Raw genomic sequence first — 21,643 nt, forward strand, 5'->3', positions numbered from 1 at the left:
CGCGAGGCCGCGCGCCGTCCCGTCGCGGTACGCATCGAATGTGCCGTGCGCGGCGGCGCCGCTCCGCTCATCACCATGCCCCACTGACTCTCATCTGGCAGGGACGACCATGACACTCATCGTCACCGGCGCGGCCGGCTTTATCGGCAGCAATCTCGTCAAGGCGCTCAACGAGCGCGGCGAACAGCGCATCATCGCGGTCGACAATCTGACGCGCGCGGACAAGTTCAAGAATTTCGTCGACTGCGAAATCGACGATTACCTCGATAAGACCGAGTTCATCGAGCGCTTTGCGCGCGGCGGCTTCGGCAAGGTGCGCGCGGTGTTCCATGAAGGCGCCTGCTCCGACACGATGGAGCACAACGGCCGCTACATGATGGACAACAACTTCCGCTATAGCCGCGCGGTGCTCGATGCGTGTCTCGCGCAGGGCGCGCAGTTCCTGTACGCGTCGTCGGCGGCGACGTACGGCGGCTCGGATCGCTTCGTCGAAGAGCGCGACGTCGAGCGGCCGCTCAATGTGTACGGCTATTCGAAGTTCCTGTTCGATCAGGTGATTCGCCGCGTGCTGCCGACCGCGAAAACGCAGATTGCGGGCTTTCGCTATTTCAACGTGTACGGGCCGCGCGAATCGCACAAGGAACGGATGGCGTCGGTTGCGTTTCACAACTTCAACCAGTTCCGCGCGGAAGGCAAGGTCAAGCTCTTCGGCGAGTACAACGGCTATGCGGCCGGCCAGCAGACGCGCGATTTCGTATCGGTCGAAGACGTCGCGAAGGTGAACCTGTTCTTCTTCGATCATCCGGAGAAATCGGGCATTTTCAACCTCGGCACCGGACGCGCGCAGCCGTTCAACGATATCGCGTCGACCGTCGTCAATACGCTGCGGGTGCTGCGCAACGAGCCGGCGCTGTCGCTCGCGGAGCAGGTGCAACGCGGGCTGATCGAGTACGTGCCGTTTCCGGACGCGCTGCGCGGCAAGTACCAGTGCTTCACGCAGGCCGACCTGACGAAGCTGCGCGCGGCCGGTTACGACGCGCCGTTCCTGACCGTGCAGGAAGGCGTCGACCGTTACGTGCGTTGGCTATTCGGCCAGGTGTAAATCCTTCGCATACCTCTCTAAACTAGCTCCTGCGGTCGGTGATCTTCACCGGCCCGCATGGTTCAGTTGAGCAAGTTGAGTTAGGGAGGTTTCACATGATTCGAAAATTTCTCGTTAGCGCGGCGATGCTGGCCGCGTTCGGGCACGCGTACGCGGTCGTCGACGTCAACACGGCGAATGAGGATGCGCTGCGCACCATCAAAGGTATTGGTCCGGCGAAAGCCAAGTCGATTCTCGACGAGCGCGAAGCGCACGGGCCGTTCAAGGATGGGCCCGATCTGGCCAAGCGCGTCAAGGGCATGGGCGGCCACACTGTCGAGCGCCTCCAGGCGGAGGGACTCGCGGTCGGCGCTAGTGCGCCGGTTGGCGCTGCGTCTGGCGCGCAGAGTGCGGCTTCTGCAGACCCGAAGGCTGCGCCGGCCGCTAAGGCCGACACGGCAGTGGTCGTGAAGAAATAGCCATGCCGGCACGCGCGCGGCGACCCCGCGCGCGTGCTCTCACAGGTATATGAACACGTCCGGAATTGGCGCATGGATGGCCGACTCCTTCAGCTGTCATTTCAGATGACTGGCTCCCGCGGCGTTGGCCGCGGGCTTTTTGCTTCCTGCGCGCTGCATGGCCAGACCGCATGCGCGCGCAGCGTGGTTTAGAATCGTTGCATTCAGAACCCGATGCGCACTAGCCGTCCGCAACCGATATGACTTACAAAACTCTTGAAGACACCATCGGCAATACGCCGCTTGTGCAACTCGTACGACTTGTCGACGACGACATCCGTGGTCGCAACAACGTGGTTCTCGGCAAGCTCGAAGGCAATAATCCGGCGGGCTCGGTCAAGGATCGGCCAGCGCTATCGATGATCAAAAAAGCGGAAGCGCGTGGCCGTATCAAGCCGGGCGATACGCTGATCGAAGCGACGAGCGGCAACACCGGCATCGCGCTTGCAATGGCGGCGGCCATGCGCGGCTACAAGATGCTGCTGATCATGCCGGAAGACCTGTCGCTCGAGCGCCGGCAAAGCATGGCCGCATACGGCGCGGAAATCATGCTGACGCCGCAGACCGGCGGCATGGAATATGCGCGCGATCTCGCCGAGCAGATGCAGCGCGAGGGCAAGGGCATTATCCTCGATCAATTTGGTAATCCGGACAATCCGCTTGCGCACTACGAAGCGACCGGTCCTGAGATCTGGCGCGATACCGAAGGGCGCGTCACGCACTTCGTGTCCGCGATGGGCACGACGGGCACGATCATGGGCACGTCGCAATTTCTGAAGGAACAGAATCCGCAGATCGAAATTATCGGCGCGCAGCCGGAAGACGGGTCGCGCATCCCGGGCATTCGCAAATGGCCTGAAGCGTACCTGCCGAAAATTTTCGATCGCAGCCGCGTCGATCGCGTCGAGAACGTGAGTCAGGCGGCGTCTGAAGCGATGGCGCGTCGCATGGCGGCGGTCGAAGGCATCTTCTGCGGTATTTCGTCGGGCGGCGCTTGCGAAGTCGCGCTACGCATCGCGCGGCAGGCCGAGAACGCGACAATCGTGTTTATCGTCTGCGATCGCGGTGACCGTTATCTGTCGACGGGTGTGTTTCCGGCCTAAGCACGCGGGGCTCGCCGGCGCCGACGAAGCCGCCGTGCGGTGCCGGCCGGTGTCACTCGTACGAGGGTTACTGCGCGTCGGCAGGCGCCGATGGGCCGATGCCGCTTGTGCTGCCAGTGCCGTTGGGGCCGCTTGTGCCGCCCGCGCCGTTCACACCATTCACACCATTCGAACCATTCACGCCGCTCGTGCCGTTCGCGCTATTTGAATTGATACCGCCGGTGGCCGCGACCTGCGCCTTGACGCGTTCACCCAGCTGATAAACCGCAAGCGCATAGAAAAAGCTGCGGTTGTATCGCGTCAATACATAGAAGTTCTTGAGCCCCAGCACATACTCGGTCGGACGCCCCGGCGACGGCAGATCGACCACGGTGACCGGCGTTCCCGCTTCGGCGGCCGTATTCAGCGAAGGCTCGTTCATCAGCATGCCGGCGCGCAGCAACTGCTCGAGCGACCAGTGCGGCTCGGGCTGACCGTTTGCCGCGGCCTGCGCAATGCCGAGGCTGCCGACGTCCGACGCGATATTCCATACGACCGGCCGTCCCATTTCCCAGCCGTTCTGCTTCAGGTAATTCGCGACGCTGCCGATCGCATCGGCCTGGCTCGTGCGCAAATCGATCGAGCCATCGCCGTCGTAGTCGACTGCATACTGCACGATGCTGCTCGGCAGAAACTGCGGAATGCCGATCGCGCCGGTGTACGAGCCGAGCACAGAAGTCGGATCGATCTGCGAGTCGCGCGTCCAGACGAGAAAGTCCGCGAGATTCTTGCGGAAGGTCGTTTCGCGCTCGGCGCGATTGGCCGTGTTCGGGTAGTCGAACGTCAGCGTGGTCAGCGCATCGAGCACGCGGAAGTTGCCCATATAGCGGCCGTAAATCGTCTCGACGCCGATAATCCCGACGATCACCTCCGGCGGTACGCCAAACTGCTCGTACGCGCGTTGCAAGGTTGCCTGATTCGCGCGCCAGAACTTCGCGCCGGCGTTGATGCGCACGGCGTCGAGAAAGCGCGCCTGATACGCGCGCCAGTTCTTCACGGCCGGCGTCGGCGCGGGGGTGACCAGCTTGACCGCGGTCGCCGAATAGCTGACGCGCGCAAAGAGATCGTGCAGCATCGCCGGCTCGAAGTCATAACGCGCGACCATGTCGTTGATGAACGAATCGACTTCGCCGTTGTTCGCATAGCGCTGCGGGATGATCTCTTCTTCGAATGTCTGCCCTTGCTGCACCGGTTGCTGCGGCTGCGCCTGCGCGAGCACGACGCGAGGTTTTTGCAGCGGGCCGGCGTCCGGTGTTTGCGCCGCCGCCGGGCCAGCTTGCGCGAACATGCACGATGCGATGAGGGACAGTGCGGCGGCCATGGCGGTGGTGCGTAGCCGGTATCGTGCAGGCGAAGCGGGCAGGGCAGGCTTAACGGTCATGGGGTCGAGGTGCGCGATGCGGATGTGACGGATGATTGACGAAGCATGCGTGTCGTGCGTTGTGCACGAATGTGCGCAAAAGCGATCCGGGGCAGTATACCCGACGATGCACGGCCGAAATCATGCAGGAGCATTGCGGGACGCGGCCCGAATGTGGTTGATTGACACGCTGTGGTAACTTGACGATGTGCGGCGCCCGGTTTGCCGGCGCGCCGATCGAAAGTGACGACTCAGCGACGACTCATGGCAACCGGTTTCTATTCCCACGCGGACTGTCTGCAGCATGAGATGGGGCATTGGCATCCCGAATGCCCGGCGCGCCTGCAGGCGATCGAAGATCAATTGATTGCCGGCCGCATCGACGCGCTGATCGAGCGCGAGTCGCCGCCGCTCGCGGGCGACGCCGACCTGTTGCGCGTTCACACGCAAGCGCATCTCGAGCACATCCGCCGCGCGTCGCCGCACGAGGGCTATGTGGCGATCGACCCCGACACGTCGATGAACCCGCATTCGCTGCAGGCGGCGTTGCGGGCGGCCGGCGCGGCGGTCGCGGCCACCGATGCGGTAATCGAAGGTCGCTATGACAACGCGTTCTGCGCGGTGCGGCCGCCTGGGCATCACGCGGAGCCGGCGCGCGCAATGGGCTTCTGCTTCTTCAACAACGTCGCAATCGCGGCGCGTCACGCGCTCGACGTGCACGGGCTCGAGCGCGTTGCGATCATCGACTTCGACGTGCATCACGGCAACGGCACCGAAGCGGCGTTTGCGGGCGACCCGCGCGTGCTGATGTGCAGCATCTTTCAGCATCCGTTCTATCCGTATAGCGGGACCGAGAACCAGGCGAAGAATATGGTCAACGTGCCGATCGCCGCCCGCTCGAAAGGCGATGTGGTGCGCGAGGCGGTCGATCTGATGTGGCTGCCGCGCCTCCATGAGTTCAAGCCGCAAATGCTGTTCGTGTCGGCCGGGTTCGACGCGCATCGCGAAGACGATCTCGGCAATCTGGGACTCGTCGAAGACGACTACACGTGGCTGACCGAGCAGATACGTCATATTGCGGACCGGTACGCGAAAGGGCGTATCGTCAGTTGTCTCGAAGGCGGGTATAACCTGTCGGCATTGGGGCGCAGTGTGGTCGCACACGTGAAGGCGCTCGCGGGACTGTGAGTTTTTTGCTGCGCTGCGAGCAACGCGACGTCGCATGGCTGGCGGTGCGGCGAAGCACCTGCGTACGGCACGGCATGCGATTGCGACGCTGCGCTACGCGCGACGCTCGTCGTCGGTGATGTGCCGTGAGCCACGCGACCTCGCGCGGTCCGCGGTGCGGCAAGGGCCGTGCGGCGATATGCGACGCTACGCGACGCTCATAGTTCGCGCTGTGCCGTGAAGCGATGCGACGTCGCAGCGCTCGCGTTTGCAGCAGAGAACCCGCATGCGACGCACAACCCTACGTGCATCGCGCCGCTTATGCATGGCGGCGATTGCCAGACGGGCAAGTCGGCAACAGAAATAAAGAACGCGCGGCCAAGGCGTCATTCCAGAAACCACGGAGACAACCATGAGTGCGCAGCCTCATCCCCCTGTTCGTCCGCACACCGCGCCGACGCGCGATGCCGATAACGCCAACGCCAACGCCGATGCCAACGCCGATGCCAACACCGATGCCAACACCGGCCCCCTCGTCGACGTCACGCACGACGCGTACGGCATGCAAGGCGTCGTGCGCCTGACATTGAATCGCCCCGCTGCATTCAACGCACTGTCCGAGGCGATGCTCGACGAACTGCAGACGCAACTGAGCGCGCTCGAAACCTCCGATGCGCGCGTCGTCGTGCTCGCGGGTGCGGGCCGCGCGTTCTGCGCGGGCCACGATCTGAAGGAAATGCGCGCCGCGCCGTCGCTCGCGTACTACGAGGCGCTCTTTGCGCGCTGCACGAAGATGATGCTGACGATCCGGCGCCTGCCGCAGCCGGTCATCGCGCGCGTGCACGGCGTCGCGACCGCGGCCGGCTGTCAGCTCGTCGCGATGTGCGACCTCGCGGTCGCGGCCGACACCGCGCGTTTCGCGACATCGGGCGTGAACCTGGGCCTCTTCTGCGCGACGCCGTCGGTGGCGCTGTCGCGCAACGTGCTGCCGAAAGCCGCACTCGAGATGTTGCTGACCGGCGAGTTTATCGACGCGTTGGTCGCCAGGCAGCACGGGCTTATCAACCGCGTCGTGCCGCTCGACGCGCTCGATGCGGACATCGCGACGCTCGCGGCGAGCATCTGCGCGAAGCCGCGCGATGCGGTGCGCGCGGGCAAGGCGCTTTTCTACGGCCAGCTCGAGACCGGCGTCGAGGCTGCATATCAGCTCGCGGGCCAGACGATGGCGTGCAACATGATGATGGACTCGGCGCTCGAAGGCGTGCAGGCGTTTGTGGACAAGCGGCCGCCCGCATGGTGTCAGTAGTCCGCTCGCGAACCCGAGCGCGGCAGCGCGGTAGCCGTTCGCGCTAATTCCGTAGAGTTATGAAAAAATCGAAAACGATTATTAAAGCGCATGACCGGCGTGCAGTAAAATTGCCGGTCCAACGAATAAAAGCAACGGCGGAGATTGCCTGAACGCGACACGCTCGCCGGCAATAGTCCGCCGTTTTTTTCATGATCGAACTTCGCGATATTTCCCAGCGCTTTGCCGGCCCTCGCGGCTGGGTCGACGCGCTGCACAACGTCAATCTGTCGATTCCACCGGGCGAAGTATTCGGCATCATCGGCCGCAGCGGCGCAGGCAAGAGCACGCTGGTGCGCACGATCAATCTGCTGACGCGGCCGACCGAAGGCAACGTGCTGGTCGGTGGCCGCGATCTGACGACGATGTCCGCAGGCGCATTGCGCGAAGCGCGCCGCGAGATCGGCATGATCTTCCAGCATTTCAATCTGCTGTCGTCGCGCACCGTATTCGGCAACGTTGCGTTGCCGCTCGAACTCGCGGGTATGAAGCGCGCGCAGATCGAGGCGGCCGTGTTGCCGCTGCTCGATCTGGTGGGGCTTTCCGCGCAGAAAGACCGCTATCCGGCGCAGATCAGCGGCGGGCAAAAGCAGCGCGTCGGCATTGCGCGCGCGCTCGCGAGTCAGCCGAAGGTGCTGCTCTCCGATGAAGCCACGTCCGCGCTCGATCCGGAAACCACGCGCGCGATTCTCGATCTGCTCAGGCGCATCAATCGCGAACTGGGACTCACGGTCGTGCTGATCACCCACCAGATGGACGTGATCAAGCAGGTATGCGATCGCGTCGCGGTGCTCGATGCGGGGCGCGTCGTCGAACAGGGCAAGGTGATCGACGTGTTCCTGCAGCCGCATCATGAAGTGACGCGCGCGTTGATCGGCGACGTGATTGCGCAGGAACTGCCGCCGGCGATGAAGGCGCGGGTTGCCGAGCGTCTGCGCACGGGCAGCGGCCATTTGCTGCGGCTCGCGTTCAGCGGGTCGGGCGTCGATCAGCCGATCCTGTCGGAGACGATTCGCCGCTACGAGCTCGATTTCAACATCCTGCATGGGCAGATCGACGAGATCCAGGGGCAGGCGTTCGGCTCGCTCGCGGTGCTCGCAGGCGGCGAGCCGGCGAAAGTCGCGCAGGCCATCGCGTTTATGCGCGAACAGCACGTGGTGGTCGAGGAGCTGGCGTATGTCGAGTGAAATGTTCGAGATGTTCGTCCAGTCGTTCTGGGAGACGCTCGTGATGGTCGGTATCTCCGGCGCGATCGGCACGCTGCTCGGCCTGCCGCTCGGCGTGCTGCTCTATCTGACCGACCGCGACGGCGTACTGCAGAACCTCGCGGCGAATCGCGTGATGGGCGTCGTGGTCAATGCGGTGCGCTCGACGCCGTTCATCATCCTGCTGGTCGCAGTCATTCCTTTTACCCGGCTCGTCGTCGGGTCGTCGATCGGCACCGCGGCCGCGGTCGTGCCGCTGACGATTGCCGCCGCGCCGTTTATCGCGCGGCTCGTCGAGACCGCGCTGCGCGAAGTCGACCGCGGCCTGATCGAAGCCGCGCAGGCGATGGGGGCGACCACCCGTCAGATCGTGTTCAAGGTGCTGCTGCCGGAATCGCTGCCGGGCGTGATCGCCGGCTTGACGATCACGTTCGTGTCGCTGGTCGGCTACTCGGCGATGGCCGGCGCGATCGGCGGCGGCGGGCTCGGCGATCTCGGCATTCGCTATGGCTATCAGCGCTTCCTGCCGGAAGTGATGGTGACGGTGGTCGTGATCCTGATCGTCTTCGTGCAGCTCGTGCAGTCGTTCGGCGACTGGCTCGTGCGGCGCTTGAGTCACAAGTAAGGCGGGCGCGCCGATCCATCACCAGCGCGGGCGGCGCGGCGGCGGCCGGGAGCGGCCCGTTGCGCAAATTAGAGGCGGCGGTCGAACACGATGGCTGGCGTGCCGCTCATTTTTGAGATTAAATCGTACGATCGTTCGCTATTGGCGTCACGCTGTCGGGAAACCATCGGAAAACCATCGGGAAACGCGCTCCATCGACATGCCGCTACGCGGCACGGGGCTTTGCCGGTCGTTGGCGGCGGGTTGCCGAGGGGCTGTCGTTATAATGTCCGTCAGCTTGACGTATTCGTAACTTTGGAGCGTGTGCATGAAAATTCTGGTGCCAGTCAAAAGGGTGGTCGATTACAACGTGAAGGTGCGCGTGAAGTCGGACAACACGGGCGTGGACATTGCGAATGTGAAGATGTCGATGAACCCGTTCGACGAGATTGCGGTCGAGGAAGCGGTGCGCCTGAAGGAAGCGGGCGTCGCTACCGAGGTGATCGCGGTGTCGGCCGGTGTCGCCCAGAGCCAGGAGACGCTGCGCACGGCGCTCGCGATCGGCGCGGACCGCGCGATCCTGATCGAGTCGAATGAAGAGCTGCAGCCGCTGGCGGTCGCCAAGCTGCTCAAGGCGCTCGTCGACAAGGAACAGCCGCAGCTCGTCATTCTCGGCAAGCAGGCAATCGACGACGATTCGAACCAGACCGGCCAGATGCTCGCCGCGCTCGCAGACCTGCCGCAGGCCACCTTCGCGTCGAAAGTGACGGTCGCGGACGGCAAGGCGACGGTCGCGCGCGAAGTCGACGGCGGCGCGGAAACGCTGACGCTGACGCTGCCGGCGGTGGTCACCACGGACCTGCGCCTGAACGAGCCGCGCTACGTGACGTTGCCCAACATCATGAAGGCGAAGAAGAAGCCGCTCGAGACGCTCAAGCCGGAAGACCTCGGCGTGGACGTCAAGCCGCGCCTGAAGACGCTGAAGGTCAGCGAGCCGCCGCAGCGCAGCGCCGGCGTGAAGGTGCCGGATGTGAAGACGCTGGTCGACAAGCTGAAGAACGAAGCCAAGGTGCTGTAAGAGCGGAGCGCGAAGAACATGACGATTCTGGTAATTGCTGAACATGACAACGCGTCGCTGAAGGCAGCGACGTTGAACACGGTGGCCGCCGCACAGAAGATCGGCGGCGAGATTCACGTGCTGATCGCGGGCCACGGCGCGCAGGGCGCGGCCGACGCGGCGGCAAAGGTCGCCGGCGTGGCGAAGGTGCTGCTCGCGGACGCGTCGCAACTGGCCGCAGGCCTTGCGGAAAACATCGAGGCGACGGTGCTCGCCATCGCGAAGCAGTACACGCACATCGTTGCGCCCGCAACCGCCTACGGCAAGAACATCGCGCCGCGCATCGCGGCCAAACTCGACGTCGCGCAGATCAGCGACATCACCGCGGTGGACAGCGCGGACACGTTCGAGCGGCCGATCTACGCGGGCAACGCGATCGCGACGGTGCAGTCGAGCGACCCGATCAAGGTGATCACGGTGCGCGCAACGGGCTTTGATCCGGTGGCCGCGGAAGGCGGCAGCGCATCGGTCGAAAAAATCGAAGCCGCCGCCGACCGCGGCATCGCGCAGTTCGTGAGCCGCGAAGTGACGAAGCTGGACCGCCCGGAGCTGACGAGCGCGACGATCATCGTATCGGGCGGGCGGGGGCTCGGCAGCGGCGAGAACTACACGAAGGTGCTCGAGCCGCTCGCGGACAAGCTGAATGCGGCGCTCGGCGCCTCGCGCGCGGCGGTCGACGCGGGCTATGTGCCGAACGACTATCAGGTCGGCCAGACGGGCAAGATCGTCGCGCCGCAGCTGTATGTGGCGGTCGGCATCTCGGGCGCGATCCAGCACCTCGCGGGCATGAAAGACTCGAAGGTGATCGTCGCGATCAACAAGGATGCGGAAGCGCCGATTTTCAGCGTGGCGGATTATGGGCTGGTCGGTGATCTGTTCACGCTCGTGCCCGAACTCGTGAACGAACTCGGCTGACCGCACTGACGGACAGCGGCGGCGCCGTCAGGCGTTCGCCAACAGAAAAGGGCGCAAAGGACGATTCATCCGGCGCCCTTTTTTATCGTGCAGGGAGGAGACAGAGATGAGCTACACGGCACCCATCAAGGACATGCTGTTCGTGATGAAAGAACTGGCCGGACTCGACGAGGTTGCTGCGTTGCCCGGTTACGAAGACGCGAACGCCGATACGGCGCAAGCGGTGCTCGAGGAATCGGCGAAATTTTGCGGCGAGGTGCTGGCGCCGCTGAATGTGGAAGGCGATCGCCATCCGAGCAGTTGGCGCGACGGTCATGTCACGGCGACGCCGGGCTTCGCCGACGCGTTTCGCCGGTTCACCGCGGGTGGCTGGCAAGGCCTGCAACATCCGCTCGAATACGAAGGGCAAGGCTTGCCGAAACTGGTCGCCACGCCTTGTCTCGAGATGCTGAATGCCGCGAACCTGTCGTTCGCGCTCTGTCCGTTGCTGACCGACGGCGCGATCGAAGCGCTGCTGACCGCCGGCAGCGAAGCGCAGAAGCAGACGTATGTGCCGAAGATGCTGGCAGGCGTCTGGACCGGCACGATGAACCTCACCGAGCCGCAGGCCGGCTCCGACCTCGCGCTCGTGCGCACGCGTGCGGAGCCGCAGCCCGACGGCAGCTACAGGCTGTCCGGCACGAAGATCTTCATCACGTGGGGCGAGCACGATATGGCCGACAACATCGTCCATCTCGTGCTGGCGCGCACGCCGGATGCGCCTGCCGGCGTCAAGGGCATTTCGCTGTTTATCGTGCCGAAGTTCGTGATCGGCGCGGACGGTTCGGCCGGTGCGCGCAACGATGTGCACTGTGTGTCGATCGAGCACAAGCTCGGCATCAAGGCGAGTCCCACCGCGGTGCTGCAATTCGGCGATCACGGCGGCGCGACCGGCTATCTGGTCGGCGAGGAGAATCGCGGCCTCGAATATATGTTCATCATGATGAACGCCGCGCGCTTCGCGGTCGGCCTGCAGGGCATCGCGGTGTCGGACCGCGCGTATCAGAAGGCCGCCGCGTATGCGAAGGAGCGTGTGCAGAGCCGGCCGGTCGACGGTTCGTCGAATGCGCCGGTCGCGATCATCCATCATCCCGACGTGCGCCGCATGCTGGCGACGATGCGCGCGCTGACCGAGGGCGCGCGAGCGCTTGCCTATGTGGCGGCCGCGCATCGCGATATCGCGCATCGGCATACGGATGCGGCGACGCGCGCGGAGCACCAGGCGCTCTACGAATTTCTGGTGCCGATCGTGAAGGGCTGGAGCACCGAGTTGTCGCTCGAGGTCACGAGCCTCGGCGTGCAGGTGCACGGCGGCATGGGCTTTATCGAGGAAACCGGTGCCGCGCAGTACTACCGCGATGCGCGCATTCTGACGATCTACGAAGGCACGACCGCGATTCAGGCGAACGATCTGGTCGGCCGCAAGACGGTGCGCGACGGCGGCGCGGTGGCGGCTCAACTGCTCAAGCAGATCGAGCTGACCGTGGCAGCGCTCGGCGCGCAGCGCGGTGCGCCGTTCGAGTCGATGCGGCAGCAACTCGCGAACGGGCATCACGCGCTGCAGTCCGCGGTGAACTTCGTCGTGTGGAATGCGAAGAGCGATCCGAACGGGGTGTTCGCCGGCAGCGTGCCGTATCTGAAGCTCGCGGGCATCGTGCTGGGCGGCTGGCAGATGGCGCGCGCGATGCTGGCAGCGGCGGGCAAGCTCGATGAAGATCGGCTGTTCTACGGCGCGAAGATTGCGACTGCGCAATTTTTTGCCGAGCACGTGTTGTCGCAGGCGGGCGCGCTCGAGGCGGCGATTGTCGCTGCGCGAGGCGGCGAGGGCGTGCTCGGATGGTCGGAAGATCAGTTCTGACGAACGGCGGTTGATATAACCGGGAGATTCGCACTCGCGGTTAGCAAAGCGGCGCCTCGCATCGAGTGAAAACACCCCAAAGGTTGGACCGGTATCCATCCTTTGGGGGGCCGTTCAGAGGCGCTGGTTTTTGTGATCTGAGCGCGGCAGCGCGAACTCGTTCGCAACGCGCCACGCATCACGCGACGCGTCTATCGCGCTTACGCGTACGCCGGCCGCGGCGTGCTGCCGAACTCGCGGTCGTAACGATGCACGGACAGATCGTGCGACTGGATCGCCGGTTTCCTGCCCGAAATCAGATCCGCCAGCAACTGACCGGAACCACACGACATCGTCCAGCCGAGCGTGCCGTGCCCTGTGTTCAGGAACAGGTTCGACACGCGCGTGCGGCCGACGATCGGCGTGCCGTCCGGCGTCATCGGCCGCAGGCCGGTCCAGAACGTCGCCTTCGACGTATCGCCGCCGTCCGGGAACAGGTCGTTCACGCACATCTCGAGCGTTTCGCGGCGCGCCTGCTTAAGCGCGCGGTCGAAGCCGACGATTTCAGCCATGCCGCCGACGCGAATCCGGTTGTCAAACCGCGTGATCGCGATCTTGTATGTTTCGTCGAGCACCGTCGATACCGGCGCAGCGGCGGGATTGACGACCGGCGCGGTGAGCGAGTAGCCCTTCAACGGATAGACCGGAATCCTGACGATATCGGCAAGGAACTGCGTCGAATAGGAACCGAGCGCGACCACGAACGCGTCCGCGCGCACGGTCTCGTCGCCGCACTTCACACCGCCGACACGGCCGCCGTCCATCAGCAGCGCGTCGATCGGCGTGTTGAAGCGAAAGCGCACGCCGATCTGTTCGGCAAGCGTCGCAAGCCGCGTGGTGAAGAGCTGGCAGTCGCCGGTTTCGTCGCCGGGCAGGCGCAGGCCGCCGGTCAGCTTGTGCGCGGTCGCGGCCAGCGCCGGTTCGGCGCGGGCGAGCCCGGCCGGCATCAGCAGTTCGTACGGAACATTCGCTTCCTTCAGCACCGCGACGTCTTTTGCGGCGCCGTCCAGTTGCTGCTGCGTACGGAACAGTTGCAGCGTGCCGCCGGTGCGGCCTTCGTACTGAATGCCGGTATCGGCGCGCAATGCCTGCAGGCAGTCGCGGCTGTATTCGGCGAGACGCACCATGCGCGACTTGTTCACCGCATAGCGTTCGGACGTGCAGTTGCGCAGCATCTGCCACATCCACTGCAACTGGAATGACGTGCCGTCGAGGCGCACGGCAAGCGGCGCGTGCTTCTGGAACATCCATTTGACCGCCTTCAGCGGCACGCCGGGTGCGGCCCACGGCGATGCGTAGCCGGGCGAAATCTGCCCCGCGTTCGCAAAACTCGTTTCGAGCGCCGGACCGGCTTCCCGATCGATCACGGTGACATCGTGTCCCGCGCGGGCGAGATAATAGGCACTCGTCACGCCGACCACGCCACTGCCTAGAACGACGACTCGCATAGCTGCTCCAGTCCTGATGAATTGCGGGCACGCCTCATCTTTTGTGTCGGATCGCTGACGTCGGGCCGCAATTCAGGCTGACCGGCGATTAACAAGGTGATTCGCGTTTTACCCAGTGTTAACCGCTATACTATTGAGGTCCGGGTAGGTTTTGTTATCGTATTTGTTCAATTTTCAGTAATAAACATGAGAACCCAACGTCAACCGGTCCGGGCACTCGACAAAATCGACCACAAAATCCTCAAAGTGCTGCAACTGGATGGCCGCATCGCGATGAAAGACCTCGCGGAGCAGGTCGGCCTGTCGGTCACGCCGTGCATCGAGCGCGTGAAGCGGATGGAGCGCGACGGCGTCATTACCGGCTACTACGCGCGGCTGAATCCGGCCGAACTGGGCGCCGCGCTGCTGGTTTTCGTCGAAATCACGCTCGACCACAAAAGCGGCAACATGTTCGACCAGTTCCGGCGCGAAGTGCAGAAAATTCCCGAAGTGCTCGAGTGCCATCTGGTGTCGGGTGACTTCGACTATCTGATCAAGGCGCGCATCGGCGAAATGGCCGACTACCGGAAGCTGCTCGGCGACATCCTGCTGCAGCTGCCCGGCGCGGTGCAGTCGAAAAGCTACGTGGTGATGGAAGAGATCAAGGAGTCGCTGACCATCGCGGTTGGCGACTGATGCGCGTGCTGGCCGGTCTGTCCGGGCGGGCGCGGCGCATCACGCACGCACCGTCTCGACAAACGGCGTAAACACTGTATATTTGTACAGGTATTCCACCTGGCCTCAGTGTTATTGCCGTGAACGACGCCGACCCCGATTCCTGCACTCCCGACCGCGAATTTCCAATCGCGCCGCCGGCGCCCCGCAAGGGGCGCGGTGCGGTGACGAACCTGCAGGGCCGCTATGAAGTGGATCAGCGCGAAACCGTCGACGACGGCTGGACCGCGTACACAGAAGAAGGCGAAGACGGCGCAGGCCCCGCGCTGCGTACGCAAGTGTTCGAGGAGCGCGCGAAAAGCATCCTGACGCACAACGCGTCGCCGGACATTCCGTTCAGCGTGTCGCTCAATCCGTACCGCGGCTGCGAGCATGGCTGCATCTACTGCTTCGCACGGCCGACGCACAGTTATCTGGGCCTGTCGCCGGGTCTCGATTTCGAAAGCCGGATCTACGCGAAGATCAACGCGCCGGAGTTGCTCGCACGCGAGTTGTCGAAGAAGAACTATGTGCCGGAGCCCATCGCGCTCGGCGTCAATACCGACGCGTGGCAGCCGGTCGAGCGCGATTTGCGGCTCACGCGGCGCGTGATCGAAGTGCTGCACGAGCGGCATCATCCGTTCGCCGCGATCACGAAGTCATCGCTGATCGAGCGTGACCTCGACCTGCTCGTACCGATGGCCGAGCGCGGCCAGGTGATGGCGGCGATCACGATCACCACGCTCGATGCGGATATCGCGCGCACGCTCGAGCCGCGCGCCGCCACACCGTCGCGCAGGCTGCGCACGATCCGTACGCTCGCGCAGGCCGGCGTGCCGGTCGGCGTCAGCATTGCGCCGATCATTCCGTTTGTGACCGAACCGGATATGGAGCGGGTGCTCGAAGCGTGCGCCGACGCGGGCGCCACGAGCGCGAGCTATATCGTGTTGCGCCTGCCGTGGGAGGTCGCGCCGCTTTTCAAGGACTGGCTTGCCGCACACTTTCCGGACCGCGCGCATCGCGTCATGAGCCGTGTACGCGATATGCGCGGCGGCAAGGACTACGATTCGTCCTTCGCGCATCGGATGAAAGGCGAGGGGCTGTGGGCCGATTTGCTGAAGCAGCGCTTTGCGAAGGCGGCGCGGCGGCTGGGGTTGAATGCGCGCCAGCGCGGCATTCTCGATATGTCGGAGTTTCGCCGCATCGAGCCGCCGCGGCCGGCCGCCGGCGACGCGCAACTCGACCTGTTTTAGGTCGGCTTGCTACGGGCGCAGCCGCTGGCGGTCCGTTCGGTCTGCGAGCTGGTTGATCATCGAGCCAGTCGCGCCTATTGGGACAGCGACTTTGCCGCATCGACCTGCGACTCGAAGTAGGTCTGAAATGTCACCGCAAGACCGGTCATCAACAGGAACGCGCCGATCAGCAGCGAAAAGATCACCACGAAGATGACTGTCCAGCCGGACTCGCTGTCACGTCCGGTGTGCGCATTGAACTGCGCATCCCATTTCTCGTCGGGACGCAGTCCGTAGACGATTGCCGCGAGAAACGCGGCAAACAGCGAGATTGCGCCCGGCAGGACAAGCCCCCAGCCGAGCATCGATGCGCGCCCGGTCTCCATCAGCAACAGCAGGCCCGGCACGCCAACCAGCATGCCGGCGATATGTGCCCAGCCGAATATGTCGCGCGCGCCGTACAGATAGAAACGGTGCGCGCCGAGCGAGCCGAAGAAGAACGCGAGCGCGGCGGTGAGGGTCTTGGAGCGAAAACGGGCGGGGCGCGAAACGGCAGTCGACATGAAAGTAAGCGGCAAGGTGACCGGCGGCGCAACCAGGCGGGACAGGCGCCGACGCGCATTCTACGCTGTGCGCGGGCCGCGGGCAGGCGGTTTTGTGACGCGGGCAGCGGGCATGGCCGCGCAAACCGCGGCTGAAACCTCGACCACTCCGGCACAATTTTTAGCCAGGCTTCTCGACGGGTTCTGGCCGTATTCGAGCCGGCACACCGGGCAGCGTGCGTGGCCGCGTCCGCGGCCGTTCCGGTGTGCGCCCGCGGCGTTCGCCGGCAGCGTTCGCGGTGGCCGCCACCTGGCCGGCGCAGCGCGGCGATTCCCGGACTGCTCAGATTATTCCCGTAAGTGTTTGTTATGGCTTTGCTTTCCGGCTATAATCGCGTGTTTCAGTAGTTCCGAACCCGGTTTTCAAGGACTTTAAGTATGGTCATCATCCGCTTGGCTCGTGGCGGCTCGAAGAAGCGCCCGTTCTACAACATCGTCGCTGCCGATTCGCGTAACCGCCGTGACGGCCGTTTCATCGAGCGCATTGGCTTCTACAACCCGGTCGCGACCAAGGGCGAATCGCTGCGCATCGCGCAAGACCGCCTCGTCCACTGGCAAAGCGTTGGCGCGCAACTGTCGGAAACGGTTCAGCGTCTCGTGAAGGAAGCGCAAAAGGCGCAACCGGCTGCTTGATGGCAACCGGCATGGGCATCGGCCGCCGGCCGCACGCGTCGCTGACGCGGCGGGGGCAGTCCGGTGCAACGGTTTTACGGATGTCGGCAACGGGGTGCGCTGATGTCCGCGCGTGATTCAGGCGATTCGAATCGCGCAAAAGCGTCGTTTGGCGTGTTCGCTCGCAAACCGGCCGCGCGAAATACCGCGCCTCGCACGGCGCCGCTGCCGGTCATGCAGGCCGAATCGGCCGAAAGCTGGCCGGACGACGCGATCGAAGTCGGCGCCATCGTCGACGCCTACGGTCTCAAAGGCTGGGTCAAGGTGGCCGCGCACGCGAACGCCGGCCAGGGCGGCGATGCCTTGCTGAACGCAAAGCGCTGGTGGCTGCTGAAGGGGCACGAGCGCAAGTCGGCGCCGGTCGAACAGTCGAAGGTGCATAGCGACAGTATCGTCGCGCAACTGGGCGGACTCTCCGACCGCGACGCAGCGCTGCTGCTGCGCGGCTACAGTGTTCACGTCCGCCGCGGCGACTTCCCGTCACTGGGCGCCGACGAGTATTACTGGGTCGATCTGCTGGGTCTCGACGTCGTCAACGAGGCGGGCGTCGAACTGGGCAAGGTGGCCGACATGATCGACAACGGCGCGCAGTCCGTGTTGCGCATCGAGTATCCGGCCACCGGCAAAGACGGCAAGCCGGCTACCGGCGAACGGCTGATTCCGTTTGTCGGGGTCTATGTGAAGACGGTGGATCAGACGGCGAAGCGCATCATCGTCGACTGGGAAGCCGATTACTGAATTCGCTGATTTCGCTGATCGGGGAGAGCGATGCAGTTCGACGTCGTATCGCTCTTTCCGGACATGTTTTGTGCGCTGACCGACTGGGGCATCACGAGCCGCGCGGCGAAACAGCAGCGCTTCGGGTTGCGCACGTGGAATCCACGCGATTTCACCACGGATAATTACCGCACGGTCGACGATCGTCCATACGGCGGCGGTCCCGGCATGGTGATGCTGGCAAGACCGCTCGAAGACGCGATTGGCGCGGCGAAAGCCGCGCAGGCGGAACAAGGCATTGTCGGGTCGCGGGTCGTGATGATGTCGCCGCAGGGCGCGACGCTCGATCATGGCGGCGTGATGCGCTTTGCCGCGCAGCCGGGCCTGATTCTGCTGTGCGGCCGCTATGAGGCGATCGACCAGCGGTTGATCAGCCGCTGTGTCGACGAAGAAGTGAGCCTCGGCGATTTCGTACTATCCGGTGGCGAGCTTGCCGCGATGGCATTGATGGACGCGATCGTGCGCCAGTTGCCCGGCGTGCTGAACGATGCGCAGTCCGCGGTGCAGGACAGCTTCGTCGACGGTTTGCTGGATTGCCCGCACTACACGCGGCCCGAGGAGTATCAGGGCATGCGCGTGCCCGATGTGCTGCTCGGCGGCCATCATGCGGAAATCGAGCAGTGGCGGCGGCGCGAAGCGCTGCGCAACACGCTCGAAAAGCGGCCCGATCTGATCGAGCGGGCCCGTACGAACAGGTTGTTGAGCCGTGCCGACGAGGCATGGCTCGCGAGTCTCGCGAACGAAGCGTCGAAGGCCTGAGAGCAAATCGAAGGCCGGCGCCGCCGGGCGCGGGACATAGGCGGGGCCGTCCATGCGTGGACAGTTCCAGTGGTGAACCCATCCTCTATCGGGGCCGTAGCCGAGCGTAGTCAGCAAGGCAGGTACGAACGCCGACAAGATGGCATAAGGAGTCAATCGTGAATCTGATTGCAAAACTCGAGCAGGAAGAAATCGAGCGCGCGCTCGCCGGCAAGACCATCCCCGAGTTCGCCCCGGGCGACACGGTGATCGTCAACGTGAACGTCGTCGAAGGTAACCGCAAGCGCGTTCAGGCGTATGAAGGTGTCGTAATCGCCAAGCGCAACCGTGGTCTGAACTCGTCGTTTATCGTCCGCAAGATCTCGTCGGGCGAAGGCGTCGAGCGTACGTTCCAGACGTACTCGCCGCTGCTCGCGAGCATCGTCGTGAAGCGTCGTGGCGATGTGCGCCGCGCCAAGCTGTACTACCTGCGCGAGCGTTCGGGCAAGTCGGCGCGGATCAAGGAAAAGCTGGTGTCGAAAGACCGCGCTGCCCAGGAGTAAAAGCTGTAAGAAAAAGCACCCACCCCGGGTGCTTTTTTACTGGCTGGTTCAAAATAGCGGTGTGTCTCGACGTTTCCTGTTCACACCCGCTTCCGGGAGTTCCATTGTCCCGTCCCGCCCGTCCCGTTCGTCCGGTCTTCGAACCTGAATCTCTGCCTGTCGAATCGACGGGCGCCAATCTGCCTGCGGTCGCACCGGCTCGTCTGACGCCTGACGGCTTGCGCGCGCGCTTCGAGCAGCGCCTGCGCTGGGAACCCGAGCCTCGCGAAGTGCCGTGGCGCGAAGATGTCGATCCGCGCGTGGCCGCGGTGCTTATCGCGCTCGTGGTGCGTGACTCGGGCCTGACCGTTTTGCTCACGCAGCGCGCCGACCACCTGAGCGACCATGCGGGCCAGGTGAGCTTCCCGGGCGGCCGTCATGAGCCGACTGATGCGAACACGATCGCGACCGCGCTGCGCGAGGCGCAGGAAGAGGTGAGCCTCGACCCGGCGCGCGTCGAAGTGCTGGGCGCGCTGCCCGACTATCTGACGAGCACCGGCTTTCGCGTGACGCCAGTGGTCAGCCTCGTGCATCCGCCGTTCACCGTCCATGCCGATACGCTCGAAGTGGCCGAGATCTTCGAGGTGCCGCTCGCATTCCTGATGAACCCGGCGAATCATCAGGTGCGCGTGCTGCGCTGGGAGCATGGCGAGCGTCGCTTTTTTGCGATGCCTTATCCGCGCGCGGAAGCCGCAGCCGCGGCCGGCGAGGAGACCGCCGGCGATGGCGCCACCGGCCGCGACTACTTCATCTGGGGCGCAACGGCCGGCATGTTGCGCAATTTTTATCGCTTCCTCGCCGCCTGATCCTTGCTTGGGCGTCGCTTGATCGTAGTTTGGTGGCCGGATTGCGCGCCCACGTGCGCAAACGTTGGCCGGATCGCGTTGCCGGTTTGCAATCGCAGCTGGTGAGACACATCCGACCCTGTGCTATCGTACGGATCGAACGCGAAGGTCGCATGTAAAACCCGGCAAAACTCGCAATAACTCGAATAGCACGGCGCATCGCATGACTTTTTTCTCCGTATTGCTGGCTCTGATTCTCGAACAGGTCCGCGCGTTGTCGCCGAGCAACCCGATCGCGTCACTGCTTCAATACCACGCGGAATCGACCGCGCATGGTTTCGATGCCGGCAAGGAAAGGCATGGCGTGCTGGCATGGCTGGTCGTCGTGCTGCCGTGGACCCTCGCGGTCGGCCTGATCTATTTCGTGCTGTTCCAGATCCACTTCGTGCTCGCCTTCCTGTGGAACGTCGTGATCGTCTATTTCACGCTCGGCTTCCGCCAGTTCAGCCACTATTTCACCGACATTCACCTCGCGCTGAATAACGATGACGTGCCGCGCGCGCGCGAAGTTCTCAACGAATGGACCGGACTCGACACGGTCGATATGCCGGTCAGCGAGATCGTGCGCCATACGCTGATTCACGCGGTGGTCGCGTCGCACCGTCACGTTTTCGGCGTGTTCTTCTGGTTTCTGGTGCCGATCGGTCCCGCGGGCGCGGTGCTGTATCGCATCGCCGAATATCTGGCGCGCGCGTGGTCGCAGCCGGTCGAGGAACGCACGCCCGCGTTTTCGACGTTCGCGCAGCGCGCGTTTTTCGTGATCGACTGGATCCCCGCGCGCTTGACGTCGCTCGGCTTTGCGATCGTCGGCAATTTCGAGGACGCGATCTATGCGTGGCGCAATCATGCGCGCCAATGGCCCGATCCGAACGACGGCGTATTGCTCGCCGCCGGCAGCGGCGCGCTCGGCGCGCGCCTGTCGGGGCCGCTTGCCGAGCTATCGAGCCTCGACGCGCTCGCGACCGGCGACGGCGGCCCGATGACGGTTGGTGACGATTGCACGCCGCGCACGCTGCAATCGGCGGTGGGCCTTGTCTGGCGTGCGGTGATCCTGTGGATGATCCTGCTGCTGATGCTGACGATCGCGGTGTGGTTGTCGTGACCGGGTCTGATCAGTAGCGAACCGCTGCCAAAGAACCGCCGCGATCGCGCGCGACACACGGTACTGCGACAGTGGCTGCCAGCGGCTCAGTCGCGCCGCCGCGCACAACCCCTCAAGTAATCATCCGGCGGACCGCGTGCAAGGCGCGCGCCGCAGCCGTGCCTTCAGCGCCTGACCCGCGCGCCGTCGCGCGCACGACCGTTGATCGACCCGCCCGTCACCCATCCAGCGGATTACGCGGCGTGCCGCACTTCCAGCACACGGTGAACTGCGCTTCGAGCATTTCTCCGCACTGACCGCAGCGCCACTCGGGTGCACCGGCGGCCGGTCCACGCGATGCCGCGTCGATCAACCGTCTCGCGAGCGCCTCGTCGCGCTCGTCGACGAGCCACAACTCCGGCGCGCATTGGTCAGCCGGAATGTCGCCTAACGCGCCATTCAGATACCGGTTGTGCAGCTCGCAGGCGATACCTGCGGTCGCCAGCAGGTTGACCCAGTGCTGGCCGATCAGCAGGTTTGGCGCGCGCAGCAGCCTCATCATG

Annotated in this window: 22 protein-coding genes; 18 read left to right on the top strand and 4 right to left on the bottom strand. The window is 64.3% G+C overall.

The window, feature by feature from the left end; genetic code table 11:
• Nucleotides 1-109 precede the first annotated feature (109 nt).
• The 3 genes from rfaD to cysM all read left to right on the top strand — a co-directional run bounded on the left by rfaD (nucleotide 110) and on the right by cysM (nucleotide 2,702).
• On the top strand, nucleotides 110-1,102 hold the full coding sequence (gene rfaD / locus HV675_RS21160; protein WP_175113049.1) for an ADP-glyceromanno-heptose 6-epimerase: 993 nt from the start codon (nucleotides 110-112) through the stop codon (nucleotides 1,100-1,102).
• A 95-nt stretch (nucleotides 1,103-1,197) separates the two neighbouring features.
• Entirely contained in the window at nucleotides 1,198-1,560 is a 363-nt protein-coding gene (locus HV675_RS21165) for a ComEA family DNA-binding protein (RefSeq protein WP_175113050.1), read from the top strand.
• 239 nt (nucleotides 1,561-1,799) lie between these two features.
• Nucleotides 1,800-2,702 carry a cysteine synthase CysM gene (cysM, locus tag HV675_RS21170; protein WP_175113051.1) on the top strand — a complete coding sequence of 301 codons (903 nt, stop codon included), beginning with the start codon at nucleotides 1,800-1,802 and terminating at the stop codon, nucleotides 2,700-2,702.
• A gap of 67 nt (nucleotides 2,703-2,769) precedes the next feature.
• Here the strand turns inward: cysM and mltB are convergent, their stop codons facing one another.
• Nucleotides 2,770-4,029, bottom strand: a complete 1,260-nt coding sequence (gene mltB, locus HV675_RS21175; protein WP_377700524.1) for a lytic murein transglycosylase B — start codon at nucleotides 4,027-4,029, stop codon at nucleotides 2,770-2,772.
• 336 nt (nucleotides 4,030-4,365) lie between these two features.
• Here mltB and HV675_RS21180 point away from each other — a divergent pair, with 336 nt between their 5' ends.
• The 7 genes from HV675_RS21180 (at nucleotide 4,366) to HV675_RS21210 (ending at nucleotide 12,351) form a co-directional block, all read left to right on the top strand.
• A complete protein-coding gene (locus tag HV675_RS21180; RefSeq protein WP_175113053.1) occupies nucleotides 4,366-5,289 on the top strand; it encodes a histone deacetylase family protein in 924 nt (307 codons plus the stop codon).
• Between the two features lie 541 nt (nucleotides 5,290-5,830).
• Nucleotides 5,831-6,574, top strand: a complete 744-nt coding sequence (locus HV675_RS21185; protein WP_246270452.1) for an enoyl-CoA hydratase — start codon at nucleotides 5,831-5,833, stop codon at nucleotides 6,572-6,574.
• A 191-nt stretch (nucleotides 6,575-6,765) separates the two neighbouring features.
• A complete protein-coding gene (locus HV675_RS21190) occupies nucleotides 6,766-7,800 on the top strand; it encodes a methionine ABC transporter ATP-binding protein (protein WP_175113055.1) in 1,035 nt (344 codons plus the stop codon).
• Nucleotides 7,790-8,443, top strand: a complete 654-nt coding sequence (locus tag HV675_RS21195; protein ID WP_175113056.1) for a methionine ABC transporter permease — start codon at nucleotides 7,790-7,792, stop codon at nucleotides 8,441-8,443. Before HV675_RS21190 ends, HV675_RS21195 begins: the two co-directional genes overlap by 11 nt.
• 307 nt (nucleotides 8,444-8,750) lie before the next feature.
• The gene (locus HV675_RS21200; RefSeq protein WP_175113057.1) at nucleotides 8,751-9,500 is read left to right on the top strand and encodes an electron transfer flavoprotein subunit beta/FixA family protein; all 750 of its coding nucleotides are present in this window, start codon (nucleotides 8,751-8,753) and stop codon (nucleotides 9,498-9,500) included.
• 18 nt (nucleotides 9,501-9,518) lie between these two features.
• A complete protein-coding gene (locus tag HV675_RS21205; protein ID WP_175113058.1) occupies nucleotides 9,519-10,454 on the top strand; it encodes an electron transfer flavoprotein subunit alpha/FixB family protein in 936 nt (311 codons plus the stop codon).
• A gap of 106 nt (nucleotides 10,455-10,560) precedes the next feature.
• Entirely contained in the window at nucleotides 10,561-12,351 is a 1,791-nt protein-coding gene (locus HV675_RS21210) for an acyl-CoA dehydrogenase (RefSeq protein WP_175113059.1), read from the top strand.
• A 200-nt stretch (nucleotides 12,352-12,551) separates the two neighbouring features.
• Here the strand turns inward: HV675_RS21210 and HV675_RS21215 are convergent, their stop codons facing one another.
• Nucleotides 12,552-13,838 carry a D-amino acid dehydrogenase gene (locus HV675_RS21215; protein WP_175113060.1) on the bottom strand — a complete coding sequence of 429 codons (1,287 nt, stop codon included), beginning with the start codon at nucleotides 13,836-13,838 and terminating at the stop codon, nucleotides 12,552-12,554.
• Between the two features lie 186 nt (nucleotides 13,839-14,024).
• Between HV675_RS21215 and HV675_RS21220 the strand changes: the two genes are divergently transcribed.
• The gene (locus HV675_RS21220) at nucleotides 14,025-14,513 is read left to right on the top strand and encodes an Lrp/AsnC ligand binding domain-containing protein (RefSeq protein WP_175113061.1); all 489 of its coding nucleotides are present in this window, start codon (nucleotides 14,025-14,027) and stop codon (nucleotides 14,511-14,513) included.
• A gap of 119 nt (nucleotides 14,514-14,632) precedes the next feature.
• Nucleotides 14,633-15,784: a PA0069 family radical SAM protein gene (locus HV675_RS21225; protein ID WP_175113062.1), complete on the top strand. Its 1,152-nt coding sequence runs from the start codon at nucleotides 14,633-14,635 to the stop codon at nucleotides 15,782-15,784.
• 74 nt (nucleotides 15,785-15,858) lie between these two features.
• Here the strand turns inward: HV675_RS21225 and HV675_RS21230 are convergent, their stop codons facing one another.
• On the bottom strand, nucleotides 15,859-16,326 hold the full coding sequence (locus HV675_RS21230; RefSeq protein WP_175113063.1) for an NINE protein: 468 nt from the start codon (nucleotides 16,324-16,326) through the stop codon (nucleotides 15,859-15,861).
• A gap of 417 nt (nucleotides 16,327-16,743) precedes the next feature.
• On the opposite strand from HV675_RS21230, the gene rpsP reads away from it, so the two are divergent.
• The 6 genes from rpsP to HV675_RS21260 all read left to right on the top strand — a co-directional run bounded on the left by rpsP (nucleotide 16,744) and on the right by HV675_RS21260 (nucleotide 21,101).
• Nucleotides 16,744-16,998: a 30S ribosomal protein S16 gene (gene rpsP, locus HV675_RS21235; RefSeq protein WP_175113064.1), complete on the top strand. Its 255-nt coding sequence runs from the start codon at nucleotides 16,744-16,746 to the stop codon at nucleotides 16,996-16,998.
• A 102-nt stretch (nucleotides 16,999-17,100) separates the two neighbouring features.
• Nucleotides 17,101-17,775, top strand: coding sequence for a ribosome maturation factor RimM (gene rimM, locus HV675_RS21240; protein WP_175113065.1), 675 nt, complete (start codon nucleotides 17,101-17,103; stop codon nucleotides 17,773-17,775).
• A 30-nt stretch (nucleotides 17,776-17,805) separates the two neighbouring features.
• Nucleotides 17,806-18,573: a tRNA (guanosine(37)-N1)-methyltransferase TrmD gene (gene trmD, locus HV675_RS21245; protein ID WP_175113066.1), complete on the top strand. Its 768-nt coding sequence runs from the start codon at nucleotides 17,806-17,808 to the stop codon at nucleotides 18,571-18,573.
• Between the two features lie 158 nt (nucleotides 18,574-18,731).
• The gene (rplS, locus tag HV675_RS21250; protein WP_175113067.1) at nucleotides 18,732-19,115 is read left to right on the top strand and encodes a 50S ribosomal protein L19; all 384 of its coding nucleotides are present in this window, start codon (nucleotides 18,732-18,734) and stop codon (nucleotides 19,113-19,115) included.
• Between the two features lie 104 nt (nucleotides 19,116-19,219).
• The gene (locus HV675_RS21255; protein WP_175113068.1) at nucleotides 19,220-19,960 is read left to right on the top strand and encodes a CoA pyrophosphatase; all 741 of its coding nucleotides are present in this window, start codon (nucleotides 19,220-19,222) and stop codon (nucleotides 19,958-19,960) included.
• A 202-nt stretch (nucleotides 19,961-20,162) separates the two neighbouring features.
• A complete protein-coding gene (locus tag HV675_RS21260; RefSeq protein WP_175113069.1) occupies nucleotides 20,163-21,101 on the top strand; it encodes a CobD/CbiB family protein in 939 nt (312 codons plus the stop codon).
• Between the two features lie 217 nt (nucleotides 21,102-21,318).
• Here HV675_RS21260 and HV675_RS21265 read toward each other — a convergent pair whose 3' ends face one another.
• Nucleotides 21,319-21,639, bottom strand: coding sequence for a putative signal transducing protein (locus HV675_RS21265; protein ID WP_175113086.1), 321 nt, complete (start codon nucleotides 21,637-21,639; stop codon nucleotides 21,319-21,321).
• Nucleotides 21,640-21,643 lie beyond the last annotated feature (4 nt).

It is taken from the genome of Paraburkholderia solisilvae (assembly GCF_902859875.1).
GTDB lineage: Bacteria > Pseudomonadota > Gammaproteobacteria > Burkholderiales > Burkholderiaceae > Paraburkholderia > Paraburkholderia solisilvae.

Coding starts and splice junctions, on each gene's coding strand:
- rfaD (WP_175113049.1), top strand. CDS start 110: ATGACACTCATCGTCACCGGCGCGGCCGGCTTTATCGGCAGCAATCTC.
- HV675_RS21230 (WP_175113063.1), bottom strand. CDS start 16,326: ATGTCGACTGCCGTTTCGCGCCCCGCCCGTTTTCGCTCCAAGACCCTC.
- mltB (WP_377700524.1), bottom strand. CDS start 4,029: ATGTTCGCGCAAGCTGGCCCGGCGGCGGCGCAAACACCGGACGCCGGC.
- HV675_RS21185 (WP_246270452.1), top strand. CDS start 5,831: ATGCAAGGCGTCGTGCGCCTGACATTGAATCGCCCCGCTGCATTCAAC.
- HV675_RS21205 (WP_175113058.1), top strand. CDS start 9,519: ATGACGATTCTGGTAATTGCTGAACATGACAACGCGTCGCTGAAGGCA.
- HV675_RS21265 (WP_175113086.1), bottom strand. CDS start 21,639: ATGAGGCTGCTGCGCGCGCCAAACCTGCTGATCGGCCAGCACTGGGTC.
- HV675_RS21260 (WP_175113069.1), top strand. CDS start 20,163: ATGACTTTTTTCTCCGTATTGCTGGCTCTGATTCTCGAACAGGTCCGC.
- rpsP (WP_175113064.1), top strand. CDS start 16,744: ATGGTCATCATCCGCTTGGCTCGTGGCGGCTCGAAGAAGCGCCCGTTC.
- HV675_RS21215 (WP_175113060.1), bottom strand. CDS start 13,838: ATGCGAGTCGTCGTTCTAGGCAGTGGCGTGGTCGGCGTGACGAGTGCC.
- HV675_RS21210 (WP_175113059.1), top strand. CDS start 10,561: ATGAGCTACACGGCACCCATCAAGGACATGCTGTTCGTGATGAAAGAA.
- trmD (WP_175113066.1), top strand. CDS start 17,806: ATGCAGTTCGACGTCGTATCGCTCTTTCCGGACATGTTTTGTGCGCTG.
- HV675_RS21200 (WP_175113057.1), top strand. CDS start 8,751: ATGAAAATTCTGGTGCCAGTCAAAAGGGTGGTCGATTACAACGTGAAG.
- HV675_RS21180 (WP_175113053.1), top strand. CDS start 4,366: ATGGCAACCGGTTTCTATTCCCACGCGGACTGTCTGCAGCATGAGATG.
- HV675_RS21220 (WP_175113061.1), top strand. CDS start 14,025: ATGAGAACCCAACGTCAACCGGTCCGGGCACTCGACAAAATCGACCAC.
- cysM (WP_175113051.1), top strand. CDS start 1,800: ATGACTTACAAAACTCTTGAAGACACCATCGGCAATACGCCGCTTGTG.
- HV675_RS21190 (WP_175113055.1), top strand. CDS start 6,766: ATGATCGAACTTCGCGATATTTCCCAGCGCTTTGCCGGCCCTCGCGGC.
- HV675_RS21195 (WP_175113056.1), top strand. CDS start 7,790: ATGTCGAGTGAAATGTTCGAGATGTTCGTCCAGTCGTTCTGGGAGACG.
- rimM (WP_175113065.1), top strand. CDS start 17,101: ATGTCCGCGCGTGATTCAGGCGATTCGAATCGCGCAAAAGCGTCGTTT.
- HV675_RS21165 (WP_175113050.1), top strand. CDS start 1,198: ATGATTCGAAAATTTCTCGTTAGCGCGGCGATGCTGGCCGCGTTCGGG.